This window comes from Nibrella viscosa (assembly GCF_039541875.1).
GTDB classification, from domain to species: Bacteria; Bacteroidota; Bacteroidia; order Cytophagales; family Spirosomataceae; genus Nibrella; species Nibrella viscosa.
In genome coordinates, this window is the sequence record NZ_BAABHB010000020.1 from 1 (window position 1) to 16,678 (window position 16,678).

The window sequence follows — 16,678 nt, forward strand, 5'->3', positions numbered from 1 at the left end:
GGGCCAGGAATTCTTCTTCGGTCAGCATCGGAGTAGTAGTTAGTTAGCTAGCTCAAGGTACAACCTAAGGCGCTCCCCGTCAACCAATCAACTCACATACATCAATACGACAAATTGAAATGCACCCCGTACGATTAATAAATTGCCGGCGATTTTTCGTAACATAAGCCTTGCCATTCTGCTGAATTCAATTATCATTGTGGACGGTCAGCCACTAAGCTGCGAATATAAAGGTGAACATCAGACTAAACTACAAATAGTTGATTTATAGCACTTTGTAATTTATTGATATTGCGTACAATAACTTGTTGGGTGAGAAAAATCATAAGTCGCTTGCAAGCTTATCAGGTGAGTTGTGTCTGACAATTAAAACGCCCCTGAGAGGCTCAGTATAATCTTTGTCTAAATTTAAATTTATAAAGCAAATGGACTCACAACTTCTTTTCTCAAATAACGAATTTGAGAAACTTGTTAGTGAAGTTGCTGCCAAAGCAACTTACGTAAATTTTTGCCAGGTAATTTATGTAGGATCAAACCTAACGAGCCATAATATGGTGTGTGTCAAGGATGATGAAAAACAATATATTTCAGCGTGGCCTGATTGGGCTTTTCAAGCGGCAAAAGAAGCGTTAATAGCTAATCATAAACTTTGGATTATAGCGAATGAAGCACCTTTTGGTTCAAATATCAAACAACTCTACATAATGTATAGGGGATTTCCAAATTAGCGTATTCGGGACCAAGTAACAGACCAAAAGTTTGGAAGGAGGGCAGGTGCTTGTTTTTTTAGTCAACTTGCGCTCGACATAAGCAGGCTGAACAAAAGTAATTTGTAACTCGCAGACTTACCATACAATGAATGCCAAAAATCTATTCAAATTCGTAGCGGTCGTCGTTTCACTTTTTGGGCTGAGCCTTACTTTTGCCCCTGAGTTTATGGCGGAGCAATATCTTACAAACCCCTCCTGGCTCAATGACGGGGTTAAAATGGTGGCACGAAGTTACGGTACTCACTTACTCGCTTATGGCGCTGCGTGCTGGTATGTGCGCAATGCTGGCTCCACGTTAGGGGGTAAAGTCATGCTATTAACAATAATGTTGTCCAATCTCTCCCTGATCGTCGTTCACACGCTGGCCGTGTTGAACGGGATCGAAAAAGCGACGGGATGGGGGCAGGTTATCCTTTCCATCGTGCTTGCTGTTTGGTCAGGTACGCTCTTTCGGCAGCAACAAAGCGTCGTTGCGTAATTTATCATTGCTCGGTTTGCACTGCACTGTCGTCCCTCCGGCGACAGGCAGCCCGCCCGTATACCAAGCAAACTGCGCAACCGCCACCGAGTTCGCGGACGAACGAACCCAGTAGAACTATTAAATTGCCCTTTTGAATGGCACTTGATGAGTATTAAGTAACGTATTTTATATGAGTAACTGGCCTGCAACCGTTTGTACCTATTTTGCGGCATTGCTGCTCTTATTGTTTGGATTCATTTATTTTATAAAGCCCTCTTTTTTAAGCTACCATCAAGTAGCGACTCATAAGAAATGGGAGGAATTAGAGCCTCAAATGCAAACGCTAATTCTTGGCTTTATGCGGGCTATAAGTGGAGGGTTGCTTGCAGGAGGATTTGTTATTATCGTCCTGCAATATCAATTTAATCTAACTCATCAAGACTGGCTACCCATAACAATTTTGATTTTTGGCAGCTTACTGGTAACTGGCCTGCTTTATGGAATGCTACTCGTTCGGATGAAGACCCAAGCTCGTCCTCCTCTGATTGTGGGCCTTTTAGGTATTGTGCTGTTAACTATTGGATTTATTCTAAACATATTCTACTTACAACATTAGTCTTTGGCTAAGTCGTTTAGACTGTGCTTTACTGTGATGCCGATCGACAAGAGCTACGCATCCGGTTGTTAGGTAAACAGCCCATCCCGGCAGGAGTGTAAAGGTCGAAAGTATGGCCATTTATTGTGGCTTGTGAGCCAGCCAGTGACATATGGGGGCGTTGGTTAACGTATACCAGGTGGTGCATTTTAGATACATATCCCTTACACTCGCGTCCGACCCGCCTGGGCTCACCCGCCGGCTTTGGCCGATGAAGACAGGCCACGCCGAAGCGAGTCTATTACGGTTTCCCTGGTCAATCCGTTATTTTAGCGCCTTGATAAACCTATGATCGATGCGCGCCCTCTCCGTTAGTTTCTTTCTTTTCCTCCTCCGGCATTTCGGATACAGCCAGGCAATCACCACCATTCCGGCCTTTCCTACTGCAGACCAGGAAGTTACCATCATTTTCGATGTATCACGAGCACAGGACGCCCGCGCCCGTGGATTGCTCGGCAAAACCGACGATGTGTATCTGTGGTCGGGAGCCGGCACCACCGACACCGGCAACGCCTTTGAGTACCAGCCCACCGGTCAGACCGATTTCTCTAAACCGTACGAACCCGGCAAAATGAGCCCGCTGGGTAACAACCGCTGGCAAATCAAGCTGGTGCCGCGTCAGTATTTCAAGGTTCCGGCCGATAAGCCTATTCGCCGGCTGGGGGTTTTGCTAAAAAGCGGCAACGGACAGGCCCAGACCGAAGACTTTTTTATCCGCATCTACGACAGTCGGCTGAGCGTGGCCCGGCTCGCCCCTACCGAAAAAAACTTCTTTGTCGACCCTAACCAGAATCTGCTGGTCCGGGCTACGGCTTCGCAGCGGGCCAACCTGAGCCTGTTGCTGGATAATACCCCCGTTGCCACCGCCGCCAATCAGGACTCGCTGCGCTTTACGCTAAATTCCGGCACAAAGCCGGGGCAGCGCCGGACGGTTATCTTCCGCGCCCAGACCGCTACCGAAACGGCCGCCGACACCTTTTACTTCACCGTGCGGCCGCAGTCGCCGGTGGCGCCATTGCCAGCAGGTCTGCGGGACGGCATCAATTACCAGACTGCTAACCGGGCTACACTGGTGCTGTTTGCCCCGCAAAAAAGCTTTGTGTATCTCATCGGTGAGTTTAATAACTGGAGCCCGTCGGCCCAATACCTGATGAACCGGACGCCCGACGGTAACCGGTACTGGCTGGAGTTGAATAACCTGCCGGCCGGTCAGGAGGTGGCGTATCAATACCTGGTGGACGGAACCATTGCCGTGGCCGACCCTTACGCCGAAACGATTCTGGACCCCAACAACGACCGGTTCATAACCGCTACCACCTACCCAAACCTGAAGGCGTATCCGGCCGGGGCCTCCGGCATTGTGTCGGTGCTGCAAACCAACCAGACACCGTATACCTGGAAGGTACCAAATTTCCGGCGCCCCGACCCGAAGAATATGGTCGTGTATGAGCTGCTGGTCCGTGATTTTGTGGGTGCCCGCACCTACAAGACCGTTGCCGACTCCATTCCCTACCTGAAGCGACTGGGCATCAATGCCATTGAGCTGATGCCGATTATGGAGTTTTCGGGCAACGACTCCTGGGGCTATAACCCGGTTTTCTACTTTGCGCCCGACAAAGCATACGGCACCAAAAACGACCTGAAAGCCTTTATCGACAAATGTCACGAAAACGGCATTGCCGTCATTCTGGACATGGTGCTGAACCAGGCCGATTACGAGTTTCCCTATGTCCGGCTGTACTGGGACGGGAGCAGGCCGGCAGCCAACAACCCGTTCTTTAACCTGCAGGCCACGCACCCTTTCAGCGTCTTTTTTGATTTCAACCACGAAAGTCCGGCCACGCAGGCCTACGTAGAGCGCGTCAACCGCTTCTGGCTGGACGAATACAAGTTTGACGGCTACCGGTTCGACCTGTCTAAAGGCTTTACCCAGAAAAACACCGGCAATGATGTAGGGGCCTGGAGCGCTTACGATGCCGGCCGGGTAGCCATCTGGAAGCGCATTTACAACCAGATTCGCAGTGTAGACCCCACAGCCTACGTCATTCTGGAGCACTTTGCCGATAATACCGAAGAGCGGGAACTGGCTGATTACGGCATGCTGTTCTGGGGCAACCTCAACGATCCGTACCGCACCCTGGCCAAAGGCTTCACCGCCAACCCGAACTGGATTTCCTACAAACAGCGCGGCTGGCAGAACCCCAATGTGGTCGGTTACCTGGAAAGCCACGATGAAGAACGGCTGGTGTACGATGTGCGGCAAAACGGCCGGGTGGCCGGCAGTTACAACACCCGAAATCTCCCAACGGCGCTGGACCGGGCCAAGCTGGCGGCTACCTTTTTCCTGCCCGTTCCCGGCCCTAAACTCCTGTGGCAGTTCGGCGAACTGGGCTACGACGTATCTATCAACGAAAATGGCCGCACGGGCACCAAACCCATCCGCTGGGAATACCTGCAGGACCCCGAGCGCCGGAAACTGTTTCGGGTCTACCAGGAGCTGATTACGCTGAAGATGAGGCAGCCAGCGTTCCAGACCACGGATTTTACGCTGGATTTCGACCAGGTGGTCAAACGTATCACGCTCAACCACCCGAGCATGACGGTGTTCATTATTGGCAACTTTGATGGGCAGATGCAGGCTACGCAGGCTGGTTTCCCAAAAACCGGCAAATGGTACGACTATTTTACCGGCCAGGAAACAGAAGTAACCAATACGCAAACGGCCCTGTCGCTGCAGCCGGGCGAGTTTCATTTGTATACTACCGAAAAATTACCTGCCCCTGAAGCCGGACTGGTGCCGTACTCCGGCTCGTTAACGGGCACAATAACCGGACTGGAACCCGTCCCAGACGGGATTCTGCTGTACCCCAACCCAACGGCGGAGACTGCCCTGCTGGAGTTCGAAAATACGTATATCGGGCCGGTTGAGCTGCAAGTGGGAAGCCCCGGCGGGCAAGTGCTGCGGTCGCAGACGGTGCAGAAAACCGCTTCGCTCCTCCGCCAACCTATTAGTTTACAGCAACTGCCCAGAGGCCTGTACTGGCTGAAAATCCAGCAGGGCCATAAGCAGGCGGTACGGAAGATTGTGAAGTGGTAGTAGTTTTTGCTGACGCAGCCAGGTGGCCAATGCCGAAGTACGTCGCTGGTAGTTCTACCCGTATTCCTGCGTCAGCATGACAAAAAAGAATTACTCCTCGATCAGAATCCCCATTTTCCCTTTCCGAAAGTCGCGGTAAGCTTCCATTATTTCTATTTCGCTGTTCATCACAAACGGTCCCTGGGCAACAATTTTTTCGCCGATCGGCTCGCCCGTCATCAGTAGCGCCCTGGTATCCATCAGCGCTTCCAGAGTAAGTTCTTCACCATCGTTCGCCGGCACAATCATGTTTTTGCCGTTTACCTCCGTCTGATCGCTCACCCGCACACGACCGTCCAGCAGGTAGATAAAGGCATTGTGCGTAACCGGCAGGGGCAGGTTTATCCGGCCCCCCGCTTTAAGATAGAGCGTCCAGGCGTTGATTGGCGTCAGCGTCGGAATGGGTCCTTTCACGCCGTTCAGGTCACCTGCAACAACATTCACCGTCACCAGGCCATCGTCGCTGGTGAAAGAAGGTGTCTCTTCTCTGGAGAGCGGAAAATAGGCGGGCTGGTCCATTTTATAGGCTGCCGGCGAGTTTACCCACATCTGAATGATTTCCTGCTCGGTTTCAAGCGGTCGTTCACTGTGGATAATACCCATACCGGCATTCATCCATTGGGTACCACCGGCGTACACTTTGCTGTTGTTCTGTCGACTGTCGCGGTGATGTATCCCACCCGTAAACACAAAGGTAACCGGCGAAAAGCCCCGGTGTGGGTGAGGTCCAACTCCGGCATGTTTTACCTCGACACCTTCGCCGATGAGGTTATGACCGTGGTGCAGCAGGACAAACGGATCCAGATACGCAAGTTGGCGGGACGGTAACGGCTGCCGTATGTTCATACCTCCCATATCTACCCATTGACCATATACAATTTTATCAATACTTCTCGCGGTTTTCATGGTAAAAATTATTTACATCGACATTTAATGTATATACAATATTATTGAAAAGAAAATTCATTTTTGCTTTCCTCGTACCTTTGGCCTCATGCAGCCCCATGTAGAAACGTTTACTATCCGGATCAGCGAAGTCGACGCCAACCGACATCTTACCCCGTATGCCTTAGTAAACCTGCTGCAGGAGGTAGCCTGGAACCATGCCGACGCCCTGGGTGTATCGGTCTACCGCCTGCTGGAAGAGGGATTGACCTGGATTTTGTACCGGATGAAGCTGGAGGTCGTTCACTGGCCGCAGCACCGCGACACCGTCCGGATCGAAACCATACCATCTGGTGTGGAGAAGCGGTTTTTCTACCGGGGCTTTTACATCTACGACACGGCTGGCACCTGCATCGGTCAGGCTACCAGCACCTGGTTGGTCATGGACATCCGGAAGCGGCAGTTAGTTACCGTACCGGCTTTTGTCCAGGACACCTTTATTCCCTTTGCCGGCGTAGCGGCTCTGCCCAAAGCCGACGACCGCCTGCCCGCCCTGGCGGAGCCGGTCACGCAGCGCACGTTCCAGATCCGGACGCAGGACCTGGATGTAAACGGCCATGTCAATAACAGCGTATATTTTCAGTGGCTGATCGAAAGCGTACCGGCCAGTTCGCAGCCGTTGGTCCTTCGGTCGCTCGATGTGCTGTTCCGGGCCGAGAGCAGCCTGGCCGATCAGATTGTGGCTCAGGTCGGTGAGGAGCTGCCCGGCCGGTATGTCCACCGGCTGCTGAACCAGCACGGCAAAGAACTGGTGCAGGCCCGGTCGGGCTGGGCAGCGGTTGCGGGCTGATGGTGTCCAGACCGAAACTTTCTTTAGTCGGGCGGACTATAGCTTTGCGCCATATCGTTTATCTTTGAGAAAACAACAGGTATGGATGTGTCAACGGAGAGATGAGGGCATTACTGAGCATTGTTTTTGGGCTATTTTTTCTGAGTGTAGCGAGTCGGGCGCAGATTGTGATTGAGGTGGTGGAGTATCCGGCCTTCTTACCGGGCTCAGCTGCATTGTTTATCGCCGGCGAGTTCAACAACTGGAATCCGGGTGATCCGGCCTACCAACTCAAACGAGCACCCAACGGCCACTACACCATTACACTGCCGGCATCGCTGAAGCAATTTGAATATAAGTTTACGCAGGGCAGCTGGATGACCGTAGAGGGCAACTCGCGGGGCGGCAACCGGGCTAACCGGTTCTACGATGCCGTTACGGAGCCCGACCCGGCCCATGTGCGGGTCACCATTGCCGGCTGGGAACATACCCCCACCTATCGGTTCATCATCACGGCGATCCCCGAAAACACCCCCCACGATGCCAAGCTGTATATCACGGGAAATTTTAACAAATGGGACCCCGGCGATGAATTGCACGAGCTCCAACGGCAGGCCAACGGCACCTACATGGTGACTGTGGCTACCGATCTGGAACGGCTGGAATACAAATTTACGCGGGGCAACTGGGAGTCGACAGAAGGCTGGGAAAGCGGCAAAGTCCGGCCCAACCGGGTGTTGTTTCGCCACGATAATATTGATAACAAGGCCATTGAGGTGACCATTCTGAGTTGGGAAGACCTCACCGGCACCTTTACCTTTTATTCGGTCTACGACCTGCTGCTTCTTTTTTCGGCCTTTCAGGGCCTGCTGCTGATCATTACCATTCCTACAATCCAGAACTACAACCGGGCGGCCAACAACTGGCTGGTTATTCTGCTGGGTATGGCTTCGGTGATGCTGTTTATCCGCACCGTCAGCAGCTACCGCGATGTGGCCCAGACCTACACCAAACTGCTGCTGGTGCCCGATTTTATCATCTTTACCTACGCCCCGCTCTTTTACATCTACATCCGCAAACTGCTGTTCAACGAAAGTCGGCTCAGGGCCAACTGGTACCTGCACTTTATTCCGGCGGCCGTGCAGTTTTTTGCCTACCTGCCGTTCTTTCTGATGAACAGCAAACTGTTTCAGTTGAAAATTGTGAACCACGACTGGGATGTGCAGACGTTGTTTTATGCCAGCGGCCTGCTGGGGCTGCTGTTCAACACCGGCTATTGGCTTATCTGCCGCCGGACCATTCAGGATTACAAAGCCCGGTACCAGACCAGCATTTCCTACGAGCAGAATCTCCAGTATTTCAACACGGTGCTCGTGATTCAGGCCATTTGCCTGTTGTTATGGCTGTTTACGTTTATGCTGGTCGTCCTGGAAAAATTGTTTGGGTTCAACATCGCTATGGTAGCCGCCGGCAGCGTAGACATTATCTGGCTGGCCTTCTCTACCATCACTTATTTCCTGGGCTACTTTGCCATTCACCAGCCGGAGATCTTCAAGCTGCGTCCGCTACAGCCGGTCACATTATTCAACCAGCCGGAGCCGGTGCCGGAACCGCCCCTGGAAGCCTCCGGTACCGATCCGGATACGCCCTCCGAAGAGCGGGCGCTGGACAACGATATGCTTGTCCTGAAACAGCAGGTAGAACTGTATATGAAGCGCTACAAGCCCTACACCAACCCCAGCCTGACCATCAACGAAATGGCCGGTCGCCTGAAGCTACAGCCGCATGTACTCTCGAAGGTGATCAACGAAGGGTTCCAGAAAAACTTCTTCGACTTCATTAACTACTACCGCGTGGAAGAGCTGAAGAAGCGAATGGAAGATCCACGGTATAAACAATACACCCTGCTGAGCCAGGCGTTCGATGTTGGGTTTAACTCTAAAACCTCTTTTAACCGGGCTTTCAAAAAAATTACCAATCAAACGCCAAGTGAGTACTTTTCAGCAACTCAGGCTGATGTTGAAGCCCTCTGAGCAATAAGAAACGAGTGCCACCTTACGAAAGTGGCACCCATTTTTGTAGTGTTAAGCTGTCTTTTTAAGCCTTTTACCGGCAAACATCTGCGTAAACAATTAGTTAATCAGGAAAACGTAAAGTGGGGCGACAGGAGTTGCGGGCAATGGTACTTTTGCGTAGCTATTCTGAGAAGGTGGTGGGTTATGGTACGCAGTGCCGGCAACGGGCCGGTACCTGATAACCCTGAATCTGGTTAATGCGGGGAACTATACCTACTCGCTTACCAAACAATAATGCTTGAGTCAACCTATGATGAAGTAGGCATAGCAGGATTTTTCCTGCTATGCCTTTTTTTCAGTACCCCGGTCGGGTCGCCGGTGCGATGTAAATCCGGATGTATTCATAACTCTATTCTTCTTCTTAACTTCACAGCCGGATTTACATCGCACCGGCGACCCGACCGGGGTACATCATGACCCTCCTTGCCTGTTTACCGCTTAATATCCTTTTTCTGTTCTGCATGATTGCCAACGCAGCCGCTCAGGTAATACCCCAGCGTAACACCAACAATAACCAACCCAGACTGGGTGAAACCGGTGTTCACTACGAAATCTTTGTCCGTGCCTTCTGCGACAGCAACGGTGACGGCATCGGCGACCTCAACGGCGTCACGTCCAAACTAGATTACCTGAAGGATCTGGGCATCTCGGCCATCTGGCTGATGCCCATCAATCCGTCGCCCACCTACCACAAGTATGACGTAACGGATTATTACGGCATCGATCCGGAGTATGGTACTATGGATGACTTTAAGCGGTTGCTGGCCGAAGCCCACAAGCGCAACATCAGGGTTATTATGGACTTTGTAATCAACCATAGCAGTAGCCGGCACCCCTGGTTTCTGGAGGCTATCCAAGGCAAAGACAACCCGTATCACGACTGGTACGTCTGGATGTCGCAAAAACAGATCGACTCCCTGAATATTGCCACCCGCGAAACCACCGCCGACTCCGGCGAACGCAACCCCTGGCACCGCGTCAACGGGGCTCCGTTCTCCGAAAAATACTACGCCCTGTTCTGGAGCGGCATGCCCGACCTGAACTACGACAACCCAAAGGTGCGGCAGGAAATTTATAAAGCCGGCAAATTCTGGCTGCAGGAGGTGGGCGTCGACGGCTTCCGGCTCGATGCCGCCCGGCATATCTATCCCGACTGGGAGGAGCCTAAGAATCACCAGTTCTGGGAAGAGTTTGGCCGCGAGATGGAGGCCGTAAAACCCGGCGTGTACACCGTAGGAGAGGTCTGGACCCGCGCCGAACACATTGCCCCCTACTTCCGGGGCCTGAAAGCCAACTTCAACTTCGACCTCAGCCTGGCTCTGCAGCAGATTGTTCCGCAGGAAAAAGATACCGCCGACGTAGTGTCTATGCTGGTTACCAACCACAAGATCTTTCGGCAGGTAAACCCCCGGTTTATCGATGCCACCATGCTCACCAACCACGACCAGAACCGGATTGGCAGCGTGCTGAAGGGCAACACTAACCACCTCAAAGTGGCCGCGTCTTTCCTGCTCACGCTCTCCGGCAACCCGTATATCTACTACGGCGAAGAGATTGGTATGCTGGGTATGAAACCCGACGAATACATTCGGGAGCCGTTTCTGTGGGATACCCGCGAGAAAGACAAACACCGCAGCCGCTGGCGACGGCCCCGCCACTCGACCGACTCCTCGGTAGTACCCCTGGCCCGGCAAGTTGGTGACCCGGCCTCGCTGTTTTCCCATTATCAGAAGCTGATTCACTTCCGCAACAGCCACCCCGTGCTGAACGATAACCTCAGCCAGATTGCCGTCAGTCCTATCCGGCAGAAAGGCATTCTGGCGTTCACGCGCCAGTCGGGCAACCGCTCGGTGCTGGTCATCCATAATCTGTCGAAAGACGGGCGGGATGTGGTACTGTATCCGGCCGGCACAGCCCAGAGCCGTGTTATTTTTGACACCTCCGGTAAAAGCCGGCTTATAAAAGGCGGTAAGGTGCGGGTGCCGGCGTATAGCTGCGTGGTGCTGGAAGCAGATGCCGTCCGGAAGGAGCCGTAGCTCATGCTGTTTATGCTGCTTCCGCTGCTCCTCGGCATTACACTGCTCTACGCCTTGTTCACCCTGACGCTTTGGGTGACATGGCTGCGTATGCCAGCGTTTCACCCACCGGCTCAGGCAAGCGGCCATGCGTTCATAACATGCATTATTCCGGTCCGGAACGAAGCTCAGAACCTGCCTCATCTGCTCCACGACCTCAACCAGCAAACATACGGCCGGTTTGAAGTCATTGTGGCCGACGATGCCTCTACCGATACCACCCTGGCCCTGACGCAGGCCTTTGCCCGTGAGGCTTCTTTTTCGCTGCGTTGGCTGTCGCTGAGCGACGTTCGTACGGCTTCACCCAAAAAGCGAGCCATCCACCAAAGCATCGAACTGGCCCAGGGAGAACTCATCGTCACTACCGACGGCGACTGCCGGGTGGGGCCGCGCTGGCTGGAAACCATAGCCGCTTTTTACGCAGCCACGCAGGCCCGGCTCATCAGCGGTCCGGTCACGTTTACGCCGGAGCATTCGGTATTTGATTACCTGCAAACGGTAGAAGGCGCCAGCCTGATCGGTTCCGGGGCCTGCACCCTGGCGCTGGGCGTACCTACCATGTGCAACGGGGCTAATCTTTGCTACGAAAAGCGGGTCTTTCAGGAAGTGGGCGGCTTTGCCGGCGTAGACCATGTAGCCTCCGGCGACGACGAACTGCTGATGCACAAGATTGCCGGCAAGTACCCGCAGGGGCTCCGGTTTTTGAAAAGTCCGGAGGCCATTGTGCAGACCGGGCCGCATACCTCCTGGCGGGCATTTTATAACCAGCGCAAACGATGGGCCAGCAAATGGCGGGCTTACCAGAGGTATCTGCCTACGGTGCTGGCCGTCTTTATCTTTCTGAGCAACGCCAGTGTGGTTGTCTCGTTGATAAGCTGGCTGGCCAACTGGATTGATTTTAAAGGGTTTATCAGTGTGGTTCTACTGAAGGCGTTGCCGGAATTTTTGTTTTTACGTCAGGTTCTTGTTTTTTTACAGAAAAAAGCGGCCGTCAGCCGGATACCGCTGACGCAATGGCTCTATCCCTTTTACGTTATGTTTTTTGGCTTAGCCGCTCAGCGAAAAGGCTTTGAGTGGAAAGACCGGAAACTGAAATAAAGCAAATTCAGTTTATCAGGTATCGTCCCAACCATACTGATGACTAACGGCCGGCAACTACAGGAACAACCTATATAACGCAACCAACGACTTGTCTCTGTTTTTACATAAATCTAACTTTCTCCTCCGCACTATCTACCCGGAGTTCCTGTGGCGGCTCGACGATTCTGAACCGGTGATCTACCTGACTTTCGACGATGGCCCGATTCCGGACATCACCGAGTTTGCACTCGAACAACTCGACAAATATGCCGCTCAGGCTACGTTCTTCTGCATCGGCGATAATGTGCGTAAACATACCGACATTTTTTATAATGTGATTGAGGCCGGCCACGCCATTGGTAACCATACCTACAACCACCTGAACGGCTGGAAAACCGACGACGAGACCTACCTGAAGAACGTCTATAAAGCGCAGGACGAACTGCGGGTAGCAACCACGCTGTTCCGTCCGCCCTACGGCCGTATCCGCCGGAGTCAGGCGCTGGACCTGCTCGATACGCACTCGATTGTGATGTGGGATGTGCTGTCGGGAGATTTTGATACTTCGCTCTCCCCCCAAACCTGCCTGCGCAAAACCATTCAGTACACCGAACCCGGCTCCATTGTGGTTTTTCACGACAGCCTGAAAGCCTGGCCGAATATGCGCTACGTCCTGCCCCGGATGCTGGCCCACTTCGCCGAGCGGGGGTATGAGTTCCGGGCTGTTCCTCAGTTGATTTATGCCTGAGGCCGGTCGCGAGCGGGTCAGCATCCTGATTGCCGCCCGGAACGAGGAAGCCAATATTCTGACCTGTTTGCAGGCCATCGACCGCCTGACCTACCCGACCGCCTGCCTGGAGGTATTGGTGGGCAACGACCGGTCTGAGGACGGTACTGGTTCAGTGGTTGAGTGGTTTATTCGTGATAAGCCTCACTTTCGTTTAGTCGATATTACCACGAATGTGAACCAGCAAATGGGTAAAGCCAATGTGCTGGCGCAACTGGCCCGGCAGGCGAGCGGGCGCTATCTTTTCTTCACCGATGCCGATGTGGCCGTTCCCCCCACCTGGATTGAGGGGCTGTTGCCGGCGTTTCGGGACCCGCGCACCGGCATTGTCACGGGATGTACGCAGATTGCCGGCGAAGGCTTCTGGACAAAAATTCAGGCGATCGAGTGGCTGGTCACCCAAAATATCATTAAGCAGTTTGCCGACTGGAACATTCCGCTGACGGCAATGGGCAACAACATGGCCGTTCGGCGGGCCGTGTACGAGCAGATCGGCGGTTACGAAAAGCTGCCGTTCTCTCTGGTCGAAGATTACCAATTGTTCCGGGAGGTGCTGAAGCAGGGTTATACCTTTGCGCACCGCTACGAGCCGGCGGTTCTGGCCAGTACGCAGGCCCTGCCCGACCGGCGTTCGTGGATGCAGCAGCGAAAGCGCTGGATGGTGGGTGCTTTTCAGCTACCCTGGTATTTTGTAGTGCTGCTGGTGGCCCAGGCCCTTTTTCTGCCTATGCTGGTGCTGCTGGCTCTTTGGCAACCGGGCCTGGCGCTGGGGCTCTGGCTCGCTCGGTTTTTGTGGCAGTCGTTTCAGATTGTCCGGGTAGCCGTCCGCTTCCGGCGGTTTGATTTGCTGCCCTACCTGCTGCCGTATGATCTGGTAATGTCCGTCAACTGGTTTGTCTCGCTGCTGTACTATATAGTACCCACCCCGGTAATCTGGAAAGACCGAACATTTAACCCCTGATTTGCGGTTACTCCTACATCAGCCGTTGGACATTAGACTACAGACCATAAACTTAAGAACGCCGGGCGACCCCGTACAAACTACAGACTACAGACTAATAACAACTCCCCATGACCTTCATCGACACCCACGCTCATATCTACGATTCGCAGTTCGATGCTGACCGGGAGGCTATGCTGGAGAAGGCAGCCTCGCAGTTGATCAGCCAGATCTGGATGCCCAACTGCGCCCGGGAAACCATTCCCGGCCTGATGGCGCTGGCCCACCAATACCCCGACCGCTGCCTGCCCATGATGGGTCTGCACCCTTCTTACGTGTGCGAAACCATGGAGGAAGAAATCATTGCGGTGGAAGACCAACTCAACCGCCACGCCTTTATCGCCGTCGGTGAAATCGGTCTGGATTTCTACTGGGACATGACGTATGTAGACCAACAGTTCACCGCCTTCCGCACACAGTTGCAGTGGGCGTCCCGGCTCAAATTACCCGTTTCCATCCATGTTCGCGCCGGCCACGACCGCAATGCCTTTGCCGAAGCCGCCGATGTGATCGAGCAGTTGTCGTTACCGGATCTGACCGGCATTTTCCATTGTTTCGTTGGAAGTTTAGACGAGGCCAGACGAGCGATTGATCTCGGTTTTAAACTCGGTATCGGCGGAGTGGTTACGTTTAAGAACGGCGGCCTGGATAATGTGCTACCGCATGTGAGCCTGGAGCACCTGGTCCTGGAAACCGACAGCCCCTACCTGGCCCCGGTTCCGTATCGGGGTAAACGCAACGAACCCGGCAACCTCCGGCTGATCGCCCAGCGCGTCGCCGATTTGCAGGGCATCAGCGTTGACGACGTGGCCCGGCACACCACCGCCAACGCGGTATCGCTCTTACCGGCCCTGTACGCCAATTTATTGCCGGAGTAACGTTACCACACCTATGTCTTCCTATACCACAGTTCGCATAAACCCGGCCTTACCCAAACGTCCCCGCTCGTCGGTGCTGGTCATTTACACCGGCGGTACACTGGGAATGGTGTATGATACCCAAACCAGCCAACTGCTGCCGTTTGATTTTGAGCAGGTACTCGACAAAGTGCCCGAAATCCGCCGGCTCGACTTTGAGATCACGCTGCTGACCCTGCGCGAGATCATCGACTCCTCCAACATGAAGCCGCCCGTGTGGGTAGAGCTGGTGCGGATCATTGAACGCAGCTACCAGCAGTACGACAGCTTCGTGATTCTGCACGGCACCGATACCATGGCTTATACAGCCTCGGCGCTGAGTTATATGCTGGTGAATCTCAGTAAGCCGGTTATCCTGACCGGGGCGCAGTTACCCATCGGCGTGGCCCGCACCGATGCTCGTGAAAACTTCATCACCGCCCTCGAAATAGCGGCCGCCCAGCAGGATGGCTTGCCGATAGTACCGGAAGTCTGCATTTACTTTAACTCGCTGCTGCTGCGCGGCAACCGGGCCAAAAAGCAGGAAAGCGTGCAGTTCAACGCCTTCAAATCGGAAAACTACCCGCACCTGGCCATTGCCGGCGTCAGCATCGACTATAACTATCCGTTTATTCGCCCCTGCCGGCCCGGGCAGCCGCTGGACATCCATACGGTGCTGGACACCAACGTGACCATCCTGAAGCTGTTTCCGGGCATTACCCCGCAGGTAGTCAATTCGGTGCTGGGTATTCACGGATTGAAGGGCGTGGTGCTGGAAACCTACGGAGCCGGCAACGCCCCTACGGATAGCTGGTTTCTGGACGCGCTGAAAGAAGCTATCGACCGGGGAATCGTCATCTTTAACGTCTCGCAGTGCGAAGGTGGCCGCGTCACGCAGGGCCGCTACCAGACCAGCAAGCTGCTGCAACAGATCGGCGTGGTGAGTGGAGCCGACATTACGCTCGAAGCCGCCATCACCAAACTGATGGTGCTGCTTGGCCGTATAGCCGACCCCGCACTGCTGCGGGAGGAGTTGGCCCTGTCGCTTTGCGGAGAAATGAGTGAGTAGCCGGGGCGACTTCTTGATTAAACGTGATAAAAGCTGCATATTTGTAGCCCCAATTAGAGAGGTGTCCGAGTGGTTGAAGGAGCACGCCTGGAAAGTGTGTATACGTCAAAAGCGTATCGAGGGTTCGAATCCCTTCCTCTCTGCCTTGTAACCACAGCCCTGAAGTCACTTTACTTCAGGGCTTTTTTATTTAACTCTTCTGGTAGTATTTGCCTTTCTTTTTGGATTCTTTCGCCATGTTAACAATTTAGTAACTGACCGTTTAATAAATTTCTGGTACTTTCGTATCTGGTTTATAACAACACACATGACAAACAATCTACAGACTTTCAACAAACTACTTTTGTGGCTTGCTATTTTGGTACCGCTGGGGAGTGCCTGGGGGCAGACACCTGTTCCTTTAGCATCACAACCTAATCTAACCTACGCTGAGAATTTCTCAGACATTGCAAACTGGACCAATGGCTTCGCTAGCGGCACTGGTGCTAACCGGTTCGGCAGTGTTTTACCAAGTGGAACTGCTACCATTCCTGATCCAACAAAGACAACCACTGCTTCTACATCATTTGTAACTGGAAGTACCGGTGGCGTCCAAAAGGGCACAGGAAATATAGTACTTTTATCAACTGGTGCTACAGACAATACATCGAGTGTTGCTTTTGACTTCTTTATAGACTTTACAGGTCTTAAAGCGGGCAATTTATCATTTGATGCGGCAACAGTCTTCAATAGTATAGGAGATAGAAAAGGGACTGTTAAAGTATATGCTTCCAAGGATGGAATTACCTATACTGACCTAAACGCCAATTACGTAGCTACTAACAACGTTGCCGGGTCTGCCTTGGTCTCTGTATCTATACCTGGAACTTTAGATAACACGGCGACAGTAAGGTTCCGCTTCTACTACTACAATGGCACCGGTGGTACAACCGGCTCACGTCCTAAAATTTCAATAGACAAT

Annotated in this window: 14 protein-coding genes and 1 tRNA gene; 13 read left to right on the forward strand and 2 right to left on the reverse strand. The window is 53.1% G+C overall.

The features are described 5' to 3' along the window. The first annotated feature begins 425 nt into the window (after positions 1 to 425). From ABD931_RS27600 to ABD931_RS27615, 4 genes are all read left to right on the forward strand, one after another. The gene (locus ABD931_RS27600; protein WP_345271289.1) at positions 426 to 728 is read left to right on the forward strand and encodes a hypothetical protein; all 303 of its coding nucleotides are present in this window, start codon (positions 426 to 428) and stop codon (positions 726 to 728) included. 127 nt (positions 729 to 855) lie between these two features. Beyond that, a complete protein-coding gene (locus ABD931_RS27605; protein WP_345271290.1) occupies positions 856 to 1,248 on the forward strand; it encodes a hypothetical protein in 393 nt (130 codons plus the stop codon). Positions 1,249 to 1,420: 172 nt separating this feature from the next. Continuing rightward, positions 1,421 to 1,846 carry a hypothetical protein gene (locus ABD931_RS27610; RefSeq protein ID WP_345271292.1) on the forward strand — a complete coding sequence of 142 codons (426 nt, stop codon included), beginning with the start codon at positions 1,421 to 1,423 and terminating at the stop codon, positions 1,844 to 1,846. A gap of 334 nt (positions 1,847 to 2,180) precedes the next feature. Then, positions 2,181 to 4,982 (forward strand): alpha-amylase family glycosyl hydrolase, encoded by a 2,802-nt coding sequence (locus tag ABD931_RS27615; RefSeq protein WP_345271293.1) that lies wholly within the window; start codon positions 2,181 to 2,183, stop codon positions 4,980 to 4,982. A gap of 90 nt (positions 4,983 to 5,072) precedes the next feature. Here the strand turns inward: ABD931_RS27615 and ABD931_RS27620 are convergent, their stop codons facing one another. Next, positions 5,073 to 5,927, reverse strand: coding sequence for a pirin family protein (locus tag ABD931_RS27620; RefSeq protein WP_345271294.1), 855 nt, complete (start codon positions 5,925 to 5,927; stop codon positions 5,073 to 5,075). Positions 5,928 to 6,015: 88 nt separating this feature from the next. Here ABD931_RS27620 and ABD931_RS27625 point away from each other — a divergent pair, with 88 nt between their 5' ends. From ABD931_RS27625 to ABD931_RS27665, 9 genes are all read left to right on the forward strand, one after another. Next, the gene (locus ABD931_RS27625; RefSeq protein WP_345271295.1) at positions 6,016 to 6,756 is read left to right on the forward strand and encodes an acyl-[acyl-carrier-protein] thioesterase; all 741 of its coding nucleotides are present in this window, start codon (positions 6,016 to 6,018) and stop codon (positions 6,754 to 6,756) included. 101 nt (positions 6,757 to 6,857) lie between these two features. Continuing rightward, positions 6,858 to 8,768: a helix-turn-helix domain-containing protein gene (locus ABD931_RS27630; protein ID WP_345271296.1), complete on the forward strand. Its 1,911-nt coding sequence runs from the start codon at positions 6,858 to 6,860 to the stop codon at positions 8,766 to 8,768. Positions 8,769 to 9,223: 455 nt separating this feature from the next. Further along, positions 9,224 to 10,846, forward strand: coding sequence for an alpha-amylase family glycosyl hydrolase (locus ABD931_RS27635; RefSeq protein WP_345271297.1), 1,623 nt, complete (start codon positions 9,224 to 9,226; stop codon positions 10,844 to 10,846). 12 nt (positions 10,847 to 10,858) lie between these two features. Continuing rightward, entirely contained in the window at positions 10,859 to 11,983 is a 1,125-nt protein-coding gene (locus tag ABD931_RS27640; RefSeq protein WP_370469363.1) for a glycosyltransferase family 2 protein, read from the forward strand. 97 nt (positions 11,984 to 12,080) lie between these two features. Next, entirely contained in the window at positions 12,081 to 12,713 is a 633-nt protein-coding gene (locus ABD931_RS27645; protein ID WP_345271353.1) for a polysaccharide deacetylase family protein, read from the forward strand. Continuing rightward, positions 12,706 to 13,713 (forward strand): glycosyltransferase, encoded by a 1,008-nt coding sequence (locus tag ABD931_RS27650; protein WP_345271298.1) that lies wholly within the window; start codon positions 12,706 to 12,708, stop codon positions 13,711 to 13,713. Before ABD931_RS27645 ends, ABD931_RS27650 begins: the two co-directional genes overlap by 8 nt. Before the next feature lie 110 nt (positions 13,714 to 13,823). Then, complete coding sequence (locus ABD931_RS27655; protein ID WP_345271300.1) at positions 13,824 to 14,630, forward strand: TatD family hydrolase; 807 nt, start codon at positions 13,824 to 13,826, stop codon at positions 14,628 to 14,630. Between the two features lie 13 nt (positions 14,631 to 14,643). Further along, positions 14,644 to 15,717 carry an asparaginase gene (locus ABD931_RS27660; protein WP_345271301.1) on the forward strand — a complete coding sequence of 358 codons (1,074 nt, stop codon included), beginning with the start codon at positions 14,644 to 14,646 and terminating at the stop codon, positions 15,715 to 15,717. Positions 15,718 to 15,772: 55 nt separating this feature from the next. Next, positions 15,773 to 15,860, forward strand: a tRNA-Ser gene (locus ABD931_RS27665). Between the two features lie 280 nt (positions 15,861 to 16,140). Here ABD931_RS27665 and ABD931_RS27670 read toward each other — a convergent pair. Then, complete coding sequence (locus ABD931_RS27670; protein WP_345271302.1) at positions 16,141 to 16,446, reverse strand: hypothetical protein; 306 nt, start codon at positions 16,444 to 16,446, stop codon at positions 16,141 to 16,143. Positions 16,447 to 16,678: the final 232 nt, after the last annotated feature.